Annotated in this window: 16 protein-coding genes, 2 tRNA genes and 1 pseudogene; 12 read left to right on the forward strand and 7 right to left on the reverse strand. The window is 41.7% G+C overall.

Going from position 1 to position 21,124, the window contains the following annotated elements; genetic code table 11:
- Positions 1-23: 23 nt before the first annotated feature.
- Positions 24-167 (forward strand): annotated as a pseudogene (locus MST16_RS04835) (hypothetical protein); the annotation flags it as partial.
- A 158-nt stretch (positions 168-325) separates the two neighbouring features.
- On the opposite strand, the gene MST16_RS04840 reads toward MST16_RS04835, so the two are convergent.
- Positions 326-1,513 carry a glycerophosphodiester phosphodiesterase family protein gene (locus MST16_RS04840; RefSeq protein WP_180010004.1) on the reverse strand — a complete coding sequence of 396 codons (1,188 nt, stop codon included), beginning with the start codon at positions 1,511-1,513 and terminating at the stop codon, positions 326-328.
- A 276-nt stretch (positions 1,514-1,789) separates the two neighbouring features.
- Between MST16_RS04840 and MST16_RS04845 the strand changes: the two genes are divergently transcribed.
- The 3 genes from MST16_RS04845 (at position 1,790) to MST16_RS04855 (ending at position 7,138) form a co-directional block, all read left to right on the forward strand.
- Entirely contained in the window at positions 1,790-4,891 is a 3,102-nt protein-coding gene (locus tag MST16_RS04845; protein WP_180010003.1) for a multidrug efflux RND transporter permease subunit, read from the forward strand.
- Between the two features lie 232 nt (positions 4,892-5,123).
- Positions 5,124-6,467, forward strand: a complete 1,344-nt coding sequence (mgtE, locus tag MST16_RS04850; protein WP_180010002.1) for a magnesium transporter — start codon at positions 5,124-5,126, stop codon at positions 6,465-6,467.
- An 80-nt stretch (positions 6,468-6,547) separates the two neighbouring features.
- Positions 6,548-7,138, forward strand: coding sequence for a DUF4112 domain-containing protein (locus tag MST16_RS04855; protein ID WP_111883898.1), 591 nt, complete (start codon positions 6,548-6,550; stop codon positions 7,136-7,138).
- Positions 7,139-7,287: 149 nt separating this feature from the next.
- Here the strand turns inward: MST16_RS04855 and htpX are convergent, their stop codons facing one another.
- Both htpX and MST16_RS04865 read right to left on the reverse strand, forming a co-directional pair.
- Positions 7,288-8,193 carry a protease HtpX gene (gene htpX / locus MST16_RS04860; protein ID WP_078190437.1) on the reverse strand — a complete coding sequence of 302 codons (906 nt, stop codon included), beginning with the start codon at positions 8,191-8,193 and terminating at the stop codon, positions 7,288-7,290.
- Positions 8,194-8,326: 133 nt separating this feature from the next.
- Positions 8,327-9,190, reverse strand: a complete 864-nt coding sequence (locus tag MST16_RS04865) for a lytic transglycosylase domain-containing protein (protein WP_180007505.1) — start codon at positions 9,188-9,190, stop codon at positions 8,327-8,329.
- A gap of 500 nt (positions 9,191-9,690) precedes the next feature.
- Between MST16_RS04865 and ttcA the strand changes: the two genes are divergently transcribed.
- Positions 9,691-10,620, forward strand: a complete 930-nt coding sequence (gene ttcA, locus MST16_RS04870; RefSeq protein ID WP_168378304.1) for a tRNA 2-thiocytidine(32) synthetase TtcA — start codon at positions 9,691-9,693, stop codon at positions 10,618-10,620.
- Between the two features lie 222 nt (positions 10,621-10,842).
- Entirely contained in the window at positions 10,843-11,226 is a 384-nt protein-coding gene (locus tag MST16_RS04875) for an SCP2 sterol-binding domain-containing protein (RefSeq protein WP_078190434.1), read from the forward strand.
- Between the two features lie 76 nt (positions 11,227-11,302).
- Here the strand turns inward: MST16_RS04875 and MST16_RS04880 are convergent, their stop codons facing one another.
- Positions 11,303-12,415 carry a transglycosylase SLT domain-containing protein gene (locus MST16_RS04880; protein ID WP_180008382.1) on the reverse strand — a complete coding sequence of 371 codons (1,113 nt, stop codon included), beginning with the start codon at positions 12,413-12,415 and terminating at the stop codon, positions 11,303-11,305.
- A gap of 365 nt (positions 12,416-12,780) precedes the next feature.
- On the opposite strand from MST16_RS04880, the gene greB reads away from it, so the two are divergent.
- From greB to epmA, 6 genes are all read left to right on the forward strand, one after another.
- Positions 12,781-13,275 (forward strand): transcription elongation factor GreB, encoded by a 495-nt coding sequence (greB, locus tag MST16_RS04885; RefSeq protein WP_180008380.1) that lies wholly within the window; start codon positions 12,781-12,783, stop codon positions 13,273-13,275.
- 86 nt (positions 13,276-13,361) lie between these two features.
- A tRNA-Ser gene (locus MST16_RS04890) sits at positions 13,362-13,451 on the forward strand.
- 229 nt (positions 13,452-13,680) lie between these two features.
- Positions 13,681-13,770: transfer RNA gene (locus MST16_RS04895), tRNA-Ser, on the forward strand.
- 166 nt (positions 13,771-13,936) lie between these two features.
- On the forward strand, positions 13,937-14,689 hold the full coding sequence (locus MST16_RS04900; RefSeq protein WP_180008378.1) for a class II aldolase/adducin family protein: 753 nt from the start codon (positions 13,937-13,939) through the stop codon (positions 14,687-14,689).
- A 115-nt stretch (positions 14,690-14,804) separates the two neighbouring features.
- On the forward strand, positions 14,805-15,872 hold the full coding sequence (locus MST16_RS04905) for a 4-phosphoerythronate dehydrogenase (RefSeq protein ID WP_180010001.1): 1,068 nt from the start codon (positions 14,805-14,807) through the stop codon (positions 15,870-15,872).
- Between the two features lie 5 nt (positions 15,873-15,877).
- Positions 15,878-16,846 carry an EF-P lysine aminoacylase EpmA gene (gene epmA / locus MST16_RS04910; RefSeq protein WP_373683919.1) on the forward strand — a complete coding sequence of 323 codons (969 nt, stop codon included), beginning with the start codon at positions 15,878-15,880 and terminating at the stop codon, positions 16,844-16,846.
- A 272-nt stretch (positions 16,847-17,118) separates the two neighbouring features.
- Here the strand turns inward: epmA and MST16_RS04915 are convergent, their stop codons facing one another.
- From MST16_RS04915 to MST16_RS04925, 3 genes are all read right to left on the reverse strand, one after another.
- The gene (locus tag MST16_RS04915) at positions 17,119-17,325 is read right to left on the reverse strand and encodes a hypothetical protein (RefSeq protein WP_180009999.1); all 207 of its coding nucleotides are present in this window, start codon (positions 17,323-17,325) and stop codon (positions 17,119-17,121) included.
- Between the two features lie 170 nt (positions 17,326-17,495).
- Positions 17,496-18,731 (reverse strand): multifunctional CCA addition/repair protein, encoded by a 1,236-nt coding sequence (locus tag MST16_RS04920; RefSeq protein ID WP_180009998.1) that lies wholly within the window; start codon positions 18,729-18,731, stop codon positions 17,496-17,498.
- A gap of 81 nt (positions 18,732-18,812) precedes the next feature.
- Positions 18,813-21,092, reverse strand: coding sequence for an NADP-dependent malic enzyme (locus MST16_RS04925; protein ID WP_078192090.1), 2,280 nt, complete (start codon positions 21,090-21,092; stop codon positions 18,813-18,815).
- Positions 21,093-21,124: the final 32 nt, after the last annotated feature.

Consider the following 21,124-nt stretch of genomic DNA (forward strand, 5'->3'; position numbering starts at 1 on the left):
GGAACCCGCTAAATTTAGCTCCGACAGCTCCGACAGCTCCGACAGCTCCGACAGCTCCGACAGCTCCGACAGCTCCGACAGCTCCGACAGCTCCGACAGCTCCGACAGCTCCGACAGCTCCGACAGCTCCGACAGCTCCGACAGCTCCGACAGCTCCGACAGCTTCGACAGCTCCGACAGCTCCGACAGCTCCGACAGCTCCGACAGCTCCAGCACCTCAGCCAGTGGCAACGCAGTCAGCCGCAGAATATTTGGCAAACCCGCTTTAAGGTTTCCATTGAACAATAAAAAAGACGCCTCGGCGTCTTTTTTCATTTTAGGAAAATTAGGGCTTTTGCAGTTGCGTTAAGGTTTTACGTGCCAGTCCTGGATCATCGGCAAATACACCATCTACACCAGCTTTATAGAAGTTTTCAAATTCTTTAGCCGCACCTGTATCACAACGTTCGGTCGCCACTGAGTTACATTTTAAATAGTCAGGTAAAAAACCATTTTCATGTCTGAGTGTATAAGGATGGACTTTCAAACCAGCAGCATGGGCATCTTTGACAAAACTGGTTTGTTTAAATTCAGTGTTTGAAAAAATATAGGTTTTACTTGGACCTACACCATCTGCATATTTTGCCACTGATTTTAGGCCATCTGCAGTGGCTAAACTTGCATAATTTTGAGGTGAGTTTTGTTGCTGTAAGTCACCCGGTATGGCAGTTGGGCTATCTAATAATTGAATAATTTTGCCATGTTTGAGGGTTTTCTTTTGCGTGAGTTGATCACGTAAGTATTTAAGATTGGTGGTTTCAAAGGACTGTAAATATACAGGCGCGATATCACGTGTATAACTGTATTTGGCAAGCGTTGTGAGTAAACGATCTTCCATGGCTAGATTTTGCTGTTGGAAAAATGTGGGATGCTTGGTTTCAATATATAAACCAACAATTTTTCCAGTTTTTTTATAATGAGCTTCGGCAAGTTCAATGATTTGTTCGAGCGTTGGGATGCTGTATTGATCATTATATTGAGTGTTATTAGGGCGATATTGAGCAATACGCTCACGTGCTTTTACATTTTGAGTCAGTTCATTCAAATTAAAGTCTTCCGTAAACCATCCTGTATAGTCGATACCATCGATTTTTTTGGTGGTTTTTCGATCCGCAAATTGTGACAGCGTACTAATATTGGTTGTCCCTGAAATTTCACTTTCATGGCGCGCAACCAGATAGCCATCCTTGGTTGGCACTAAATCGGGTTCGATAAAATCCGCACCATCATCAATCGCTTTTTGATATGCGGCAAGGGTATGCTCGGGTCGCAAAGCACTGGCACCACGATGCCCAACAATGACAAAACCTGTATCAGGCAAAATAGGGGGCTTGGTGACATGGGTTTTATCGTCATCCGAATTACATGCAGATAAACCAAAAACGCTAAAAAGGAGCAGTGAAGACACGCCCCATGAGGATTTCACTTTGCTTGTTATGGCTAGATTTAACTGTTTTGTTAATTGTTTTTGCATGGCTGCCTCGGCATCTTTTTATTTAAATGAATGAAGTTGCAGGCATACATTGCAGGGCAGTGGCTAAGACTTCATGACAGAGGCGGTTTTGTCACATAAATTTACTAAAATAGCTGAAGTGGAGGCTCTCCATATTTTCTACATATTTCGCTTCAAGCAAGGTTTTTATGTAGTCTAGGCTTGTAATCAAGCACATTGTGATTGATTATCAATAAGATTTTTTGAAAAAATCAATCAACATATTTTATTTCATTAATTGAAAAGTGACATGGACTGATGCTGTCTAAGTTTTTTATTTATCGACCGATTTTTGCAGGTGTCTTGGCGATCATCGTCATGGCGCTCGGGCTATTTGCTGTGCTCAATTTACCGGTAGAGCGCTATCCAGATATTGCACCACCACGAATAACGGTTAGTGCAAGTTATAGCGGTGCGTCAGCAGAAACAGTCGAGGAAAGTGTCACACAAGTTCTTGAGCAACAAATTAAAGGAATTGATCATCTTTTATATTTTAGTTCAAGCAGCGACTCTTCAGGTCGAAGCCGGATCAGCATCAGTTTTGAAAATGGCACTGACCCAGATACCGCTCAAGTACAAGTACAAAATGCCATAAATGGAGTAATCAATCGGCTGCCTGAAGATGTGCAGCGCCAAGGGGTAAATGTCTATAAATCTTTGGGTGATACCCATATGGTTATCGGCCTCTATGATGAGACTGGCAAGAGTTCGAATATCGAACTTGGTGACTATATGATGACTCATCTAGAACAGGACATTGCTCGAATTGAGGGTATTGGTGAAGTCGATGTTTTTGGTTCGCAATTTGCCATGCGCATTTGGCTCAACCCACTGAAGTTAAAGCAATATAGCCTTATGCCCAGTGATATCCGTGCGGCTGTTGAATCACAAAATACGCAGGTTGCAGCCGGAGCCGTAGGTGAATTGCCCAGTGTTTCGGATCAATATCTCAATGCAAAAGTCACTTCAGGTTCACGTTTAAAGTCAGTTGAAGAATTTGAAAATATTATTGTTAAATCTGCACGAAACGGCAGTTTTGTCTATTTAAAAGATGTTGCACGTGTTGAATTGGGTGCGGAAAATTATTCAGGGGTGAATACCATTAACGGGTATCCATCTTCAGGGATGGGGATCTCATTGGCTTCTGGGGCGAATGCACTTGAAACCTCAGCCTTAATTAAGCAAGAAATTGAACAGTTAGCGAAGCAATTACCAGCCGGTTATAAAATTGTTTATCCACGGGATAACACGCCATTTGTACAAGAATCGATTAAAGAGGTGGTGAAAACATTATTCGAAGCCGTTTTCTTGGTGGTTTTGGTGATGTTTATCTTCTTACAAAATTGGCGAGCAACGCTGATACCTGCGATTACCGTGCCTGTGGTGATTCTAGGGACTTTAGCGATTTTATATGCTTTGGGCATGACCATTAATACGCTCACCTTGTTTGCATTGGTACTGGCCATCGGTCTGTTGGTCGATGATGCGATTGTTGTGGTGGAAAACGTCGAACGTTTAATGCATGAACAACAGTTAACAGCAAAACAAGCGGCCATCGAGTCGATGCATGAAATTAGCGGGGCATTAATCGGGATTACTTTGGTATTGACCGCTGTATTTATTCCCATGGCGTTCTTTGGTGGCTCAACGGGCGTGATCTATAGACAATTTTCCATAACACTTGTGGCTGCAATGGGCTTGTCACTGATGGTTGCGCTGATTTTAACCCCTGCATTATGTGCCTTAATTTTAAAACCCAATCCGAAACCACAGCGCTGGGCGATTTGGTTTAACACCAAATTAGAGACTTTAAAAACCAAATATCTAGCACTTGCACAAGCCACGGTTCGTTATCGCTTATGGACGGTGGTTTTGTTTGCGGGGCTCATTACGGTATTTGCTTTGTTTTATCGTGCTTTGCCGACCAGTTTTATTCCTAGTGAAGACCAGGGCATTTTGAGTGTGCAACTTAAATTACAAGAAGGTGCACCGATGTCGAAAAGTCGTGAGATCGGTGAACAAATTCGGCAGTACTTTTTGACTGAAGAAAAGCAAAATATTGATTTGGTGATGATTCGTTATGGACGAAATTTTTCTGGTACGGGTCAAAACTTAGGGCAAGGCTTTATTGCACTGAAGCATTGGGATGAACGTTCAGGACAATACAATTCAGCGCAAGCGATTCGTGAACGTGCTATGAAACATTTTAAAAAGTTCAACAATGCACAAATCAATGTCAGCATGCCGTCTTCAGTCAGCGGTCTTGGGCAAACCGATGGTCTGGAGTTTTGGCTGCGAGATATGAATGGTGAGGGTCGTGCTTATCTCGATGAGCAATTTAAAAGCTTGCAACAGAAATCCGCACAATTCAGTAGTTTCGAAAATTTAGACAAACGCTCTAACCCAGACAAAGCTGAACTGAAAGTTGATATTGATCAAAAACAAGCGATGGCTATGGGTTTAACGCAAAATGCGATTAATAGCACCATGAGTAGTGCATGGGGCGGGAGTTATATTAACGATTTCATTGACCGTGGACGTATTAAACGCGTCATGATGCAGGCAGATGCCGAATTCCGTTCTAAACCAGAAGATTTGGCTTATTGGCATGTACGTAATGACCAAAATGAAATGATTCCATTTAGTAATTTTTCAACCATTGGCTGGAGTGGCGGCCCTGAAGTCGTCAATCGCTTTATGGGATACACCGCATTACAAATGGAAGCGGATACAGCCAAAAATGTCTCAAGTGGCCAAGCCATGCGGGATGTTAAAGCTTTAGTCGATCAGGTGCCTGGCGTGGATGTGGCATGGAGTGGTTTATCTTTTGAAGAGCAAAAATCAAGTCATCAAGCGATTTGGCTGTATTTGGTCTCGATTGGATTTATTTTCCTCTGTCTTGCCGCCCTATATGAAAGTTGGAGCATTCCGACCGCAGTCATGAGTGCGATTCCACTCGGGATAGGCGGTAATATTTTGTTTAGCTACATGACCGGTTTTCCAAATGACATCTATTTCCAAATTGCCTTGCTGACGACCATCGGTCTGTCCTGTAAAAATGCGATCTTGCTTGTAGAGTTTGCAGCGATGGCACAAGAAAAAGGCAAACATGTAATCGAGGCTGCAATGGAAGGCGCAGCACTACGTTTACGTCCTATTTTGATGACCTCTTTGGCTTTTGGTGCAGGGGTGGTTCCTTTAGTTCTTGCTTTTGGCGCAGGTGCAGCCAGTCGTCAAGAGATTGGGGTAAGCGTACTCGGTGGGGTAATATTCGGTACGGTCTTGGTGCTGATTTTTATTCCGTTTATGTATGTGATGGTCCGCTCTATTTTTAAAATCAAACCGGTGTCTGAAACTTAGAAATAATTCACGCACAGTGTATAGCTCTAGTAAAAGCCACCGTGAAAGCTTGAGTACATCGCGGTGGCTTTTTATGTCGCCAAATTTATGTCACCAAACTTTCGACAGGGAATGTTCACAGAGAATTTTCGCAAAGAACGTTCACCGAGAATATATTGAAGAGATTTGAAACTCTTTAGTTTATCCTTCAAAATGTGCTCTACATAGAAAGATTAAAATAAGAGTGAGTTGAATGGCGGATTTAATACAAAGACAGCGTGAAATTTCCGCTTTGCTGCAACAACAAAATTATGCAGCAGCAGTTTTCGCTTTACAGCCTCTGAACTACGCTGATCAGGCTCGTTTAATTCAGCAATTTCCAATCGAAGATCAAATCGAGTTACTTTCAGGTTTAGACCATCAAGGCTTGGTATTTGAGTTTTTCCCTTTTGAGTCACAGCGACAGCTGATTTCACGTTATCCACTGCGTCTACAAATTGAACTATTTGATGATATGCATTCTGATGATGCAACGGACTTATATAAAAGTTTAACTGATGCAGAACAAGATCGGATTTATCAACAACTTGATCAAGATACCCAAGAGCATCTAAAGGCGTTATCTGCATATGCAGAAGAGTCTGCAGGTGCAATCATGAGTTCAGACTATGTCAGTATGCCTGCTGACTTTACCATGCAACAAGCTATAGAGACCTTACGCCATGAACCGCATGACCGTGAAACCCTGTATTTAATTTATGTCACCAATGATCAGTCTCAATTAGAAGGGGTGATTTCACTGCGGCAAATTTTGCAGGCCGATCGTGATGCACGGATTCAACAGGTGATGACCAAAGATGTGGTGACCGGCTGGATAGATGAAGATCAAGAAAGCATTGCGCGAAAATTGGCAGAATATGATTTTATGGCCTTGCCGATTGTGGATCATGCCCAGCGTTTGATGGGGATTGTCACCTATGATGATGCGATGGATGTGGTACAGGCTGAAACCACTGAAGACTTTTTAAAAGCCAGTGCGGTGAGTACCGAACCAGGTATGAGCATTAATAAAGCACCGATTTTAAAGTTGTATCAAAAGCGGGTGTTCTGGTTGGTGACATTGGTCTTTGGCAGCTTATTGTCCGGATTAGGCATTTCATATTATGAAGACATCATTGCCGCACATATCGTCTTGGTTTTTTTCTTACCCTTATTGGTCGGAAGTGGAGGCAATGCAGGTTCACAGTCTGCAACCTTAATGGTGCGAGCGCTTGCCACTGGGGATGTAAAAATTCGTGATTGGTTTTATTTATTGGGTCGGGAGACGCTCGTCGCGCTTTGCCTCGGTGGAACCATGGCCATTGCTGTATCGATTTTAGGCTACTACCGTGGTGATGCAACCGTCGCTTTGGTCTTGGCTTTAAGTATGATGGGTATCGTATTGCTCGGTTGTTTAATTGGCATGAGTTTGCCCTTTGTACTCAATAAGTTGAAGCTCGATCCTGCAAGTGCATCTGCACCCTTGGTGACCTCGATTTGTGATGCGACAGGCGTGGTGGTGTATTTGATGATTGCTTCACAATTGCTCAATTTATAGAGATTAGCATTTTGCTACAGATTGAAGACTTCTAATATGTTTTAATCTCAGTGATTTACACGGTTTTTATTGGATAAAACATGACTGAACCATTAAAACAAAAAATGTCAAAGCAAGAAGTCATTCGTCTTGAACGCGATCTCGCAAAGTTTGCCAATATGATGGACTCCGTGGTTCGGATTCCATTTACTCGACAAGGGGTAGGTGCGGACGCAGCGTTGAGTACCATTCCCGTAGCTGGTGATATCGCAGGATTTGTCTTGACCTGTTATGCCGTCTATAAAGCCAAACAGATTGGCGTACCACAAGCCAAATTAAATGGTGTGATGAAACTCGCAGTTATAGATGCTGTCGTGGGGTTTATTCCTGTTGCAGGGACGATCTTTGATGTGTTTATTCGACCGAGCCGTAAAGCTTTAGATGTTGTACATACGCACATTCGTGAAGAATATCAAATCAGTACAGATCAACATGTGGTACATCCGTTTTTACATGAAAAATTAGAACAGAAACAACAGCAATCTGCTTTTTGGCGCAACCCTGTGGTTGCATGGATATGGATCCATATCCCAGATATACTCGGGATGATTTTCTTATTGGTGTTTATCTTTGCAATTTATATGGGTGGTTCATTGCTTTGGCAATGGTTAAAGGCCAATGGGGTATTGTAGAGAGAAATGCACTGTTGCTTGAGCGCGATCAATGAAAGGCTATTCAACTGAAAAGTGATTGATAAAACGGTAAACGCTCTGAGAAAAATTAGACTCAATAAAAAAGCCTCCATAGGGAGGCTTTTTTACGACTTACATCAGATGCTGAATTATGGGCAATCTAATTGTTGTAAAGCCGCAACACGTTGTTCAATCGTTGGGTGTGTTTGGAACAATGCAGCTAAGCTGAAACCTTGTTCTTGACCCGCAGAAATAGCAAAGGCTTTCATTTCTTTTGGCATTTGATCTGGCATTTCAGATTCTGCTTGTAAACGTAACAGGGCAGAAATCATCGCTTGTTTACCTGCTAAACGCGCACCAGCTTCATCGGCACGGTATTCACGGTAGCGAGAGAACCACATCACAATGGCAGACGCTGCGATACCAAAGACAATATCTAATACAATCGTAATGACGAAGTATGCGATACCCGGTGCTTCACCATCTTCACGACCGAAGACATTACGGTCGATAAAGTCACCTGCTACACGTGCAAAGAACATGACAAAGGCGTTGACTACACCTTGCACCAAAGCAAGGGTCACCATGTCACCATTGGCTACGTGACCAATTTCGTGAGCGAGTACGGCACGGAGTTCATCTTTGTTCATACGCTCCAGTAGACCGGTAGAAACCGCCACTAAAGCATCATTTTTGTTCCAGCCTGTTGCAAAGGCATTTGACTGGTACGATGGGAAAATACCCACTTCTGGCATTTTGATACCAGAACGTTGTGCTAGTTGCGCAACTTCGTTGAGTAACCATGCTTCAGCTTGGCTACGTGGTGCATTAGGGTCAATCAGCTCTGTACCCGTGGTTTTTTTCGCCATCCATTTTGACATGAATAGTGAGATCATCGAACCCACCATACCGAACACAAAACAGATAACGAGCAAGTTGCCTAAGTTTAAGCCGCCTGCACCGTGGTAACTACCGACACCGAAGAGTGACAAGATTATGCCAGCTACAACCAGTACCGCGAGGTTGGTCAGCAAGAACAAACCAATCCGCATCATTGGGTAAATCCTCTTATTATAGAAAAATGATCTGATTTACAAATAAAAATCATTAAACTCAATATGAGGTGAAAGTCTTAAAATTTCAAGGAAAAATTAGTAAAACAGATGCAATTTTACAAAATCAGTGATTTTATTCATTGAAATAAATGCGCGCTGAGGCAGAAGCATTTGCTGTCGCAAATGAACCTGAAGGTGCATCGGTAAAACTACCATTGTCCGTTTGAATAATTTGACGTGCTGGAGACTTGGCTACAGTAGGGGCAGCGGCATGATAATTGTCCGAACTGGCAATAATCCGACCACTATTTGAAGTGCTATTTGAACTACTCGAACCCGAGACACTTAAACTACCAGCATATAGGTTGCTGTAGCGGCTAGTGACACGGCGGACATAGTCTTGAGTTTCACGAAAAGGAGGGATGCCACCATATTTTGCGACATTGCCTTCACCTGCGTTATAACCTGCTAAGGCAAGTGAGGTGTTACCATTAAAACGTTTCAGCAGCCAAGATAAATAGCGCGCACCAGCCATAATGTTCTGATGTGGATCATAGGCATTTGATACATTGAAGCGACGTGCAGTAGCAGGCATGAGTTGCATTAAACCTTGCGCACCGACAGGCGAGCGTGCATTGGTGTTAAAACCTGATTCGGTATGCATCACCGCTTTGATTAGACCTTCGGATACACCATGCTGGGCCGCGGCTTGTTTAATAATATTGTCAAAGGCATTTTTATTACGGCTATAACTTGGTAACACAGACGCTTCATTTGAGCCCCAGTTACTATAACTATGGATATTACTGTCCGGATAGTAGGTTTTTTTCTCGACTTTCAGATTGCTATAGCGGCCTTGTTTATTGGTTAGTAGCGTTGTGCCGTTACTTTCACGTAATTGATAGATCGTTTGGCCGGCAAAAATGCTCGGTGCAGCTAAACTGATAGCCACACTTCCACTTAATAACAGCCCCAAAGTCCAAGTATTGTTTTTCATTTTATTGTGAAGAAAAAAATTTTGTCCCCAAACAGTTAAAATAGAGTTTATCAAAAAAAAATCAGATGAAAAGGCTTCGAGGGCTGATTTCTTCTTTACTTTGTAAAAATCAAGTCATTTTGATGATTCAATAATCAAAAAAAATATTTATTTTTTTTTAATGAGCATAACTTGACACATCTAAAACATTGATAAGTAAGGGATAATAAATTGATCAAAAAATGATCAATTTAAATAGAAGCCTTAAAATAAGGGCAGCTCACCTTGTCAAGTCATTTAAAATCCACAAAGTTATCCACAGCTTTTGTGGACAACTGTGGAAAAGTCCAAAAGATAAGCGTTTCGCCTAAAAAATGAACTCGACCGTATAAAATAATGCGCTAAGGATGACGTGATCATGACAGTATTTTTACTTTTTTCGGAAATTACATTCTTTTGATGCGAGAAGTCTGCGAATCGGATAAAATTGCGCGGTATTTTTTTTTAGGTTTAACTCGTCTATGTTCTCGCCAGTTGAGTCCGAACAAGGATTTAATTTCAAACCAGAACTACCAACTAGCTCTGCGTATTATCGTTTATTGAAAAAGCTACGCCGTCAGGTCGGTCATGCCATTCGTGATTTTAAAATGATCGAAGAGGGCGACAAGGTGATGGTCTGTATTTCAGGCGGTAAAGACAGTTATACCTTGCTCGACATTTTGTTGCAGTTTAAGCGTATTGCACCGATTAATTTTGATGTGGTTGCGGTCAACCTTGACCAAAAACAACCGGGTTTCCCTGAAGAAGTATTGCCACGTTATTTAGAAGAAAACAAAATTCCGTATTACATCTTAGAAAAAGATACCTACAGCATTACTAAACGTTTAACCCCAGAAGGTAAAACGTATTGTGCAGTATGCTCACGTTTACGTCGTGGTTCGTTATACGGCTTTGCTCAAGAAATTGGGGCGACGAAAGTGGCTTTAGGTCATCATCGTGATGATATTTTGGCGACGTTCTTCTTGAACTTGTTCCATGGCGGCAGCTTAAAAGCCATGCCACCGAAATTATTGTCTTCTGATAAAAAGAACATTTTGATTCGTCCACTGGCTTATGTGGAAGAAAAAGATATCATCAAGTATGCAGAAATGCGTAAGTTCCCAATTATCCCATGTAACTTGTGTGGTTCACAGGAAAACTTACAACGTGCAATGTTAAATGACATGCTGCGTACTTGGGATAAAGAATTTCCAAAACGTTTACACAGTATTTTTGGCGCATTGCAAAATGTATCGCCTTCACAACTGGCAGACCGTGAGTTATTCGACTTTGAAGCCTTGGATGAACAACGCGAATTTGACTTCAAAAATAGCGAAAGTTGTTCAACTGAAGAAGGTGAGCCTGAAAGCAAACGCATTAATATGGTGAACTTAGGTTTTATGGCAGATTAAGCCGAAAACTTCATCACGCAAAAGGCATTCTACGGAATGCCTTTTTTATGCTTATGATTTTTCTCATTTTGTTGTTAAACAGTTAAATATTGAACGGTGCGTACAAAAAACTTTAGCCTTTTCGCAAATGATCATGCTATAACAAGCCTCAAGCAAAATATGCTTGCACTGATGTTGTCCGGAACGGCAACACACACGAACAAAATAAATTGAGGAAAGATCATGCCTGCTTTTTTAACTGATGATTGGTTTTCAACTGTAGAAACTCTGACAGCTCAAGCTGGTGATTTAAACTTACCACCTGCATTGGCTAATCTTGCAATTAACCTTGTAGTTGCTGACGCTGCAGGCAATACTGAATTGTCATTAGACGGTGGTGCAATTAAAAAAGGTTTATCTTCAAACGCGAAAACAACGTTGAACATGGATGCTGAAACGTTACGTAAAGTATTCCTTGAGTTTGATATGGCTGCAGCGATGCAAGCGTTTATGACGGGCAAAATTAAAGTACAAGGTGATATGTCACAATTGATGGCATTACAAACAGCAAAACCAAGTACTGAACAAAAAGATTTATTCAAAAAAGTACTTGAGCAAACTGCTTAAGTCCAAAACGAAAAAAGCTTACCCGAAGGTAAGCTTTTTTTTGTGCGCTCACATGTAAATGTTAGATGGACACATATTAGATATTCACCAGTTGTGGTGTGGTTTTAATATGTTCCAAATAAGCACGAATACGCGTGACATATTGCACAGCTTGACGATAACGACCATTGCTGGCCTTGTTACGGTCTAGATAAGCATATAAATTCACCCACTTATTCGGGTTTTTACCCTGAGACTGGATGCGCTTTTGAATCTGACTTACAGCACCAGGACCCATGTTATAAGCCACTAAGGCATACCAATTACGATCAGGGTACGGAATGTTACTATAACGGTTTAACATTTGGTCATAGTACTTTGCACCACCTTGAATGCTTTGAGTCGCATCTGTACGGTTGCTCACACCCATGGCTTTTGCTGTACTGTTGGTCAGCATCATAATGCCACGAACACCCGTTGGGGATACCGAGTCAGGTTTGAGGTAAGACTCTTGATAACCAATTGCTGCCAATAAATGCCAGTCTAGGTCGTATTGCTTGGCCGTGTTTTTAAAACTTGCCTTATAGATCGGCATACGTTTACTTAAATCACGTTGAATCACATTCCAAGAATCTTGTTTGACCACATTACGGTTGTAGAATGATGCCAACTGTCCAATTGCGCCATTTTGTTTGGCACGGCAAATAAAGCCACTCGCGGTTTGGCTGAGTGGATCGTCTGCATTTTTAAATACCCAGTTTAAGTTGCTGTTTAAACCATTCTTTTTCAAAGAAACGGTATCACCACAACTGGCTGAAAATGACGTCAAATGCTTGGCTTCAATGGTACTCATTTCGGCAGTGGTCATAGCAAAATTGGCTTGACCTTTGGCAACCATTTTTAAAGCAGTGGCATTGTCATTCACTGTTTTAAAATCTAATTGGACATTTAAACTTTCTGCATAGTTACGTGCAAGGTCGTAACCAAAACCATGTCGATGTTTACCATCCTGAAAAACAATGTCAGGATTGGCAACGGCAACAACAGTGAGTTTATTACTGTTGACGACAGCATCATATTGATGAGCTGTTTTGCTGGCATTAATACTGTGAAAAGGAATTAAGACAGTACTAAGTGCAAGCGCTTTAAATGGGAGAGAGTTAAAAGAGTTAAGGCAAAGCCTCGACCCAGAAGTTGAACTACTGTGCATGTTGTCTCCGCTACAAGTAATTTATGCCCTAAAAAGCAAAGGCAAACACGCCTCAGACTTTTTCAAGTTTGATAAATTCAATAAGGGTTGGGCAGTCATGACGTCATTCAAAAATGACTAGGGGTTTTCGGGAAATATGTAGAAAATCTACACTGGATAAAAATTAAACAAGCCTGAAAGATGTGCGCATAATAATAAGCAAAAAAATACTTGTCAAATTTTGTACGAAAAAATATTAAAATATGTAACATAAATAATTGATTTTGTTTGCGAATAAATTTTATATACTTTGCCTGTGTAGAAATGGAGGATAAAATAGGCATGTTTTGTAAAAATCAGCGCTTGCTCAAGGCCGAAAAATCATCATGAAATCTAACTTAATTACCCGTGGTGGACACGATTTATTGGTCGCTGAACTTCAACATTTATGGCATGAAGAACGACCTGAAATTACCAAAAAAGTGAACTGGGCGGCCAGTCTTGGCGACCGTTCGGAAAACGCGGATTATCAATATAATAAGCAATTGTTACGCAAAATTGACCGACGTGTACGCTATTTGGGAAAACGTTTGGAAGAGCTTCGTATTATCGATTATTCACCCGAACAAAAAGGGAAAGTCTATTTTGGGGCGTGGGTCGAAATTGAAAATGAAGACGGCGAACAAAAAACACTAAGAATCGTGGGGGTAGATGAAATTTATGATCATCATCCGCAGCATATCTCAATTGATTCACCTATGGCTCGAGCACTCCTGTCGAAGCAAGTGGATGATGAGGTCGAAGTCCTAACTCCATTGGGAAAAAAATGTTGGTATATCAATTCAATTCGTTATGAAATGGGCGAAAGTACTGAAAAATAACAAACTGCTTTTATTTTGTTCAATTAGACGTATTTTTTACAAAATAATTTGCCATTGCTGAATTTTGTTTATATGATGGCGGCCATGGAAGCGTGGCAGAGCGGTTTAATGCACCGGTCTTGAAAACCGACGAGGGCGCGAGTCCTCCGTGAGTTCGAATCTCACCGCTTCCGCCAAATTCAAAAACCCTGATGTTTTTAACATCAGGGTTTTTTTATATGTGTAAATTTAGGCAATGCAATTAGCTATGATCTCAATTTAATACATATTTATTCACCTTCAATTTTTCTGACCTAATCCAAAATTTTCGAATCGCCTAAATTTTGTATGAACGATTCGCCAAGTGTTCAAAATAAAGCAAAATAATTTGCCAAGCTGAATTTTTATTTATATGATAGCGGCCATGGAAGCGTGGCAGAGCGGTTTAATGCACCGGTCTTGAAAACCGACGAGGGCGCGAGTCCTCCGTGAGTTCGAATCTCACCGCTTCCGCCATATTCAAAAAACCCCAATGTAAAACATTGGGGTTTTTTATTGCCTAAATTTTTTGAATAGTTTTTTTCTACAGGCGAAGCTGATATACAGCATGGATATGACATGCTATTAATTATTCACAATAAACAGAAAACAAGATCAATCGATTTAGAAAAGGAATTCACCCATGCAAAAACCAGAGCTTATTCATGAACTGGAATGGCAAGCGCGTTGTCAATTGGCGGCTCTGTATCGCTTGGTGGCTTATTATAAAATGACCGACTTAATTGATACCCATATCAGCTTACGTTTAAGTCATGAACCGGAGCATTTTCTGATTAATCGTTATGGTGTGACCTTTGACAAAATGACGGCTTCGGATTTGGTCAAAATTGATCATGAAGGTAAAATTGTTGAAACCTATGATGCAGGGAAGATGGTGAATGTAGCAGGCTTTGTGATTCATTCTGCCTTACATCATGCGCGTGCAAATATTAATTGCGTGATTCATACGCATACTGCGGATGGCGTGGCAGTTTCTGCACAGGAACATGGATTATTGCCAATCTCACAACATGCGTTAAAGTTCTATCAGAACATTGCTTATCATGAATATGAGGGCATAGCCTTTTCAACTGAAGAGCGTGAAAGATTGGTACAGGATATGAGGCATTATCGCTGTATGATTTTACGTAATCACGGTTTGCTTGCGACTGGTGATAGTGTGGCACGGGCATTTCATGAAATTTACTTTTTAGAACGAGCTTGTCAAATTCAAGTAAAAGCATTGTCGAGTGCTACATTGCATTATCCAAGTCCGAAGGTTTGTGAACATACGTTGCAGCAGTTTGAAAATCCGATGGCCGAGCCCATTATTCAAGCGGCTTGGCAGGCGGCCTTGTCCTTAATTGACGATCAGCAGTCAGATTATTGCAGATAATATAATTTTCAATCATCTAGCTCATAGAGTATAGGCGCTATGCCTTATGTGCAGAAGAATAGTCATGGCTTGAGCAACGCGTTATCATGTTCATAGTGGAACTATGAGATGAACTATGAAAATCGTTGCAGATGAAAATCTGGCATTTACTGAGTATTTTTTTGCCGAATTTGGTGAAATAAAGCAAGCGGCAGGTCGAACATTGACCCATGCAGATGTCAAAGAAGCCGATGCATTATTGGTACGATCAGTGACTCAGGTAAATGCAGAATTAATTCAACAGACCGCACTCAAATTTGTCGGTAGTGCTACGATTGGAACAGATCATTTAGATATTACCGCTCTAGAAAAGCAGGGCATTGCTTGGTCAAATGCCGCAGGTTGTAATGCACAAGCGGTTGCTGAATATGTGATTACTGCATTGCTCTACGTTAAACCTGAATTGTTGAATGCAAATGAACAATTTACCTTGGGCATCGTTGGCTTAGGTAATGTCGGTTCACGTTTAGCCGTCATGGCAGAATTATTCGGTTGGAATGTCATTGGCTATGATCCATTTGTGCAATCTGATCAGGTGAAACAAGTTAAATTTGCAGAACTGTTAAAAAATGCAGATGCGATTAGTATCCATGTGCCACTAACTAAAGTGGGGGAATATCCAACCTGTCATTTAATTAATGCTGCTGCACTTGCCGCTATGAAGCCTTCAGCGATTTTGATTAATTCCGCGCGTGGGCCAGTGGTCGAAGAAGCTGCCTTAATTGCCGATATTCAACAAACTCAGCGTAAAGTGGTCTTAGATGTTTTTGAACATGAGCCAGAGATTTCAGCAGCGTTGTTGGATTTAATTTACGTGGTGACACCCCATATTGCAGGCTACAGCTTGGAAGGTAAAGCACGTGGCACACAGATGATCTATGAAGCATTCTGTCAAACTTTCAATCAACCGATAAATAAAGCTTTTGAAAGTCAGTTACCCGTTTGTGAGCAGTATTTTACTAGTGCTGACTTAAAGACGGTATTACAGCGTTACTTAAAAGATATTTATGATATCGCTCGTGATGATGCCAACTTACGTGCTTGCCTAAAAGACGGCAAGGTGGATCAAAAAGCCTTTGATTATTTACGTAAAACCTATCCTTTACGCCGTGAATGGGCTGCACATGGAGGCCCAGCAGCATGAGCCAAATGAACTTTCAACCGAGTTGTGAACTCACTGCACTTCGTGCACGTGCCACGATGTATGCTCAAATTCGCCAGTTTTTTGCGGCACGTGATGTTCTTGAAGTAGAAACACCTGTACTTTCACAAGCGGGTGTCACCGATGTGCATTTAGCATCGGTACAAGCTCAGCGTCATGTGAATGGTCAAAAGCAAACGCATTATTTGCAAACTTCACCTGAATTTGCCATGAAGCGTCTGTTGGCAAGTGGCAGTGGGCCTATCTACCAAATCTGTAAAGTTTTCCGTGATGATGAACATGGACGTAAACACAACAGTGAATTCACCATGTTGGAATGGTACCGTCCGGGTTTTAGCTTAAAAGACTTGATGTTTGAAGTGACGGATTTACTGAATGTAACCTTGAAACAACGCTTTGGTGAAATTCGTCCGACTATTTTGAGCTATAAGCATGCCTTTATGGATCGTTTGGATTTGAACCCGTTACAAGCTTCTTTACAAGATCTAAAAGATTGCTGTCGTCGTGTGGGGCTAAGCTTAGATTTGGGTGAAGACCGTTTAGGCTATATCGATTTATTGTTTTCGCATTATGTTGAGCCGAGCCTCGGTTTTGATACGCCAGTGTTCCTTACAGATTTTCCACCTGAAATGGCTTCTTTGGCGAAAACCCGTGTGGACGAAGATGGGGAGTTGGTTGCAGCACGATTTGAGCTGTATATCGAAGGTTTAGAGTTAGCGAATGCTTATGATGAACTGATTGATGCGGATGTTTTACGCAGTCGTTTTGAGGCAGATAATGCAGAGCGGGCTAAACTTGGGTTGCATGTGATGCCGATTGATGAATATTTGCTTGCTGCATTACCGCATATGAGTGAGTGTGCAGGTATAGCCTTAGGCATTGATCGATTGCTAATGGTGGCAACGAATCAGTTAAAACTTGAAAAAGTCATTAGTTTCCCAGCCGATATTTCTTAAAAAATGTCCGGATCGGCTGATGGTAAAATTGGCCGATCAATTTAAATATTTAGTAAAATCCAAACCATATAGGCTTCAAACCCTAAATTTTGATAATAGGCATGTGCGGCATATCGTTCTGAACGATTCCCACTATTGAGTAAAATACGTTTTAGATCTTATCGCCGTGCGCTTTGCTCAATGGCTTGCATGAACCATCGCCTTAAACCTTGATCGCGATAACTCACATCAATGACAAAAGCCTAAATCCGAATTATTCATTCCTCAAACTCCTAACTGTATTGTTGGATAAAATCTGCATAATCAATGACGCGGTCATTAGCCGCTATCACTAAGGTTTGATAATACTTATTCAAATGAGTCAACTGCCAATGCTGTTGTAGTCGCTCTAGTGGTATTTCATAACCCAATTGGAGTGTAAGTTGATGAATATTTATGAGATTTTCTTGGAGTTGTGGTGGGCGAATTTGGGGATGCATATTGTCAGCTCGATGGTTTTCCTTAGAGCATAGATGAATGAGCCTTGATGTGAGTGCAGATATTTTTCAAAGCATATCTATATCTGAAAGGGCAAGGTGAAATATTGCAAAAGTTAAAGTTTTAAGAATATAGAAAAGGTAAATTAAAAAAGCACCCGAAGGTGCTCTAATTAAGCTTCGACTGCATATTGACTGGTTTTAAGTGCAGCAATGGCTTGAATACGTCGTTCAATCAACATTTCACCAATATCCGGCCCCGATACATCAGGTGGAAGGTCGGCAGCTTTAATATTACGAACCACTTGCATGGCATCTAAAACGTATTGAGCTTGTGGATAGGCGCGATCCTCTAAACCTAAACGACCACGTGAATCACATTCACAGGCTTGTACAAAGGCCTCTACGCGTTCAGGACGGCGTAGCACATCCATACGTTGTAACAGGCGCCACAAGGTACCTGGTTTTAAACTCAAGGCTTGATGGCATTTTAAATGCTCTTTACACACTGAGATGGCCAATTGTTTGGTATTGGTGGGAACTCGCATACGGTCACAGATTTCGGTAACAGGTTTTACCCCACGCTCTTCATGCATGATATGGCGCGGTAACTCATCTACTGGAGTGAGTGCTTTACCCAAGTCGTGTACCAGTACAGCAAAACGAACATCCAAAGAATAATTTGCACGACACGCTTGTTGTAGCGACATCATGGTATGAATACCACAATCAATTTCAGGATGATATTCAGGACGTTGTGGAATACCGTATAACGCATCAATTTCAGGGAACAAGACTTTTAAAGCGCCACAGGCTCTTAATACCTCAAAATATTCATCTGCGTGGTCTTCCATTAATGCACGAGACGTTTCCTTCCATACACGTTCAGGTGTAAGGGCTTCAAGCTCGCCAGATTTGGCAAGCTCTTGCATCAGTTCCAATGTTTCATCAGCCACTTTAAAACCTAAAGCTTTATAACGTGCCGCAAAACGTGCAATACGCAAAACCCTTAATGGATCTTCGACGAAGGCATCAGACACGTGGCGAAGGACACGCTGTTCTAGATCACGTTGACCGCCATAGGGGTCATAGACATTACCTGCATCATCCATCGCTATCGCATTGATCGTGAGGTCGCGTCGAATGAGATCTTGCTCGAGTGTGACATTGACGTCGGTATAAAATTCAAAGCCATGATAACCATGTCCAGACTTACGTTCTGTACGGGCTAAGGCATATTCGTCTTTGGTCTCTGGATGAAGAAAAACAGGGAAATCTTTACCCACAGGTTGATAACCTTGAGCAAGTAATTGTTCCGGCGTTGCACCGACAACGACATAATCTTTTTCGTGATAGGGGTGCCCGAGCAAGTGATCTCGAACTGCACCGCCTACTAAATAAACTTGCATGAAAAAACCTCTATTCTTAGAGCAATCATGCTACAGAACAGAGGTTTTCTCAAGTCACAAAGTGTGTTCAGGTCAACTAAATTAGAGTGCTAATTTTTCGTTTTCTTGAATCTCTGCAACAGTCAATGCAGTCATATTCACTAAACGGCGAGTTGTCGCTGTTGGCGTTAAAATATGAACGGGTTTTGCAGCACCCAAAAGAATTGGGCCAATCGTCACGTTACTACCTGAAGTTGATTTCAACAAGTTGAACGAAATGTTCGCTGCATCCAGATTAGGCATAATCAGCAAGTTCGCAGAACCTTTAAAACGTGAGTTCGGGTATGCGAAATGACGAATATTTTCATCCAGTGCGGCATCACCATGCATTTCACCTTCAACTTCAAGTTCTGGTGCAATTTCTGACAAAATATCATAAACCTTACGCATTTTTTGTGCGCTAGGATCATTTTGGTCAGAACCGAAACTTGAGTGAGAAAGCAATGCTACACGCGGCGTAATACCAAAACGGCGTACTTCTTCAGCCGCTAAAATAGTCATTTCAGCCAACTGTTCAGCTGTTGGATTACGGTTAATGTAAGTATCAGCAATAAACAAGTTACGGTCTTCAAGCATCAATGCATTCAGCGTAAAGAAGTTATTGCGGCCTTCTTTTAGTCCAATCACATTGCTGACAAAGTCTAAGTGAATGTCATAGCTAGAATAAGTACCACATAACATACCGTCAGCTACACCATGACGAACCAACATTGCCGCGATAAGTGTTGAACGACGACGTGCTTCACGCTGAGCGTATTCAGGCGTTACGCCTTTACGCTGCATGATGCTGTAGTAATCATCTGCAAACTTATCATAATCAGGGTTTTTCTCTTGATCGACGATAGTGATATTCACGCCGTCTTCAAGGCGAAGGCCTAATTTCTTAATGTTTGCTTCAATGACTGCAGGACGACCGACAAGGATTGGTTTTGCTAAACCTTCATCAACTGCAATTTGTACTGCGCGAAGTACACGTAAATCTTCACCTTCAGCATAGGCAATGCGTTTTGGATCAGTTTTTGCTTGCGCAAAAATTGGTTTCATCATGAATGCAGAGTTATAAACAAACTCAGACAAACGTTGACGATACGCAGAGAAGTCTTGAATTGGACGAGTTGCAACACCTGAATCCATCGCTGCTTGTGCAATTGCAGGTGCAATCTCAAGAATCAAACGTTGATCTAATGGGCGGGGAATGAGGTAATCACGACCAAATGAAGCAGATTTTTCACCATACGATGCAGCATCAGCTTCGACATGTGCCATGCGAGCAATCGCATGTACACAAGCAATCTTCATCTCTTCATTAATTGTTGTAGCACCAACATCGAGTGCACCACGGAAGATATAAGGGAAGCAAAGCGCATTGTTCACTTGGTTTGGATAGTCTGAACGACCAGTTGCCATAATCACGTCTGGACGTGCTTCATGTGCATGTTCAGGAAGAATTTCAGGGTCTGGGTTAGCAAGGGCAAAGATGATCGGATCTTTCGCCATGACTTTAACCATTTCTTTGGTCAAAATACCTGCTGCAGAAAGACCGAGGAACATGTCCGCACCTTCCATTACATCAGCAAGCTGAGAGCCTTCGATGTCTTGAACGTATGCTTTTTTAGACTCATCCAAGCCTTCACGTTTAGTGGTCAATAAACCGCGTGAATCTGCCACAACGATGTTTTCTTTTTTTACGCCAAGTGCGCAAAGTAAGTTCAAACATGAAAGGGCAGCAGCACCTGCGCCAGAAGCGACAATTTTGATTTCTTCAATTTTTTTGCCATTGAGTTGAAGTGCATTCAGTAATGCAGAACCCACAATGATCGATGTACCGTGTTGGTCATCATGGAACACAGGAATATTCATGCGTTCACGAAGTTTTTGCTCGATGTAGAAACACTCTGGGGCCTTGATGTCTTCAAGGTTGATACCACCGAAAGTAGGTTCTAATGCTGCAACGATATCTACGATTTTGTCTGGATCATTTTCAGCAATTTCAATGTCAAAAACATCAACACCAGCGAATTTTTTGAATAGAACGCCTTTACCTTCCATAACAGGTTTTGACGCTAGAGGACCAATGTTACCTAAGCCCAGTACGGCTGTACCGTTACTGACTACAGCAACAAGATTACCGCGCGCTGTGTAAAGTGCAGCAGTAGATGGGTCGCGTTCAATTTCTAAACAAGGTGCAGCGACACCTGGCGAGTATGCGAGGGCTAAATCGTGTTGGTTGACCAATTGTTTGCTTGGTGTAACGCTGATTTTCCCCGGAGTTGGAAATTCGTGATAATACAAAGCCTGCTGTTTTAAAGATTGATCGTCCATCTGTATCTCGATTGTGTTTTGTTTATCCAATA

The sequence above is a fragment of the Acinetobacter sp. YH16040_T genome, assembly GCF_024605785.1.
In the GTDB taxonomy this organism is placed as follows: domain Bacteria; phylum Pseudomonadota; class Gammaproteobacteria; order Pseudomonadales; family Moraxellaceae; genus Acinetobacter; species Acinetobacter amyesii.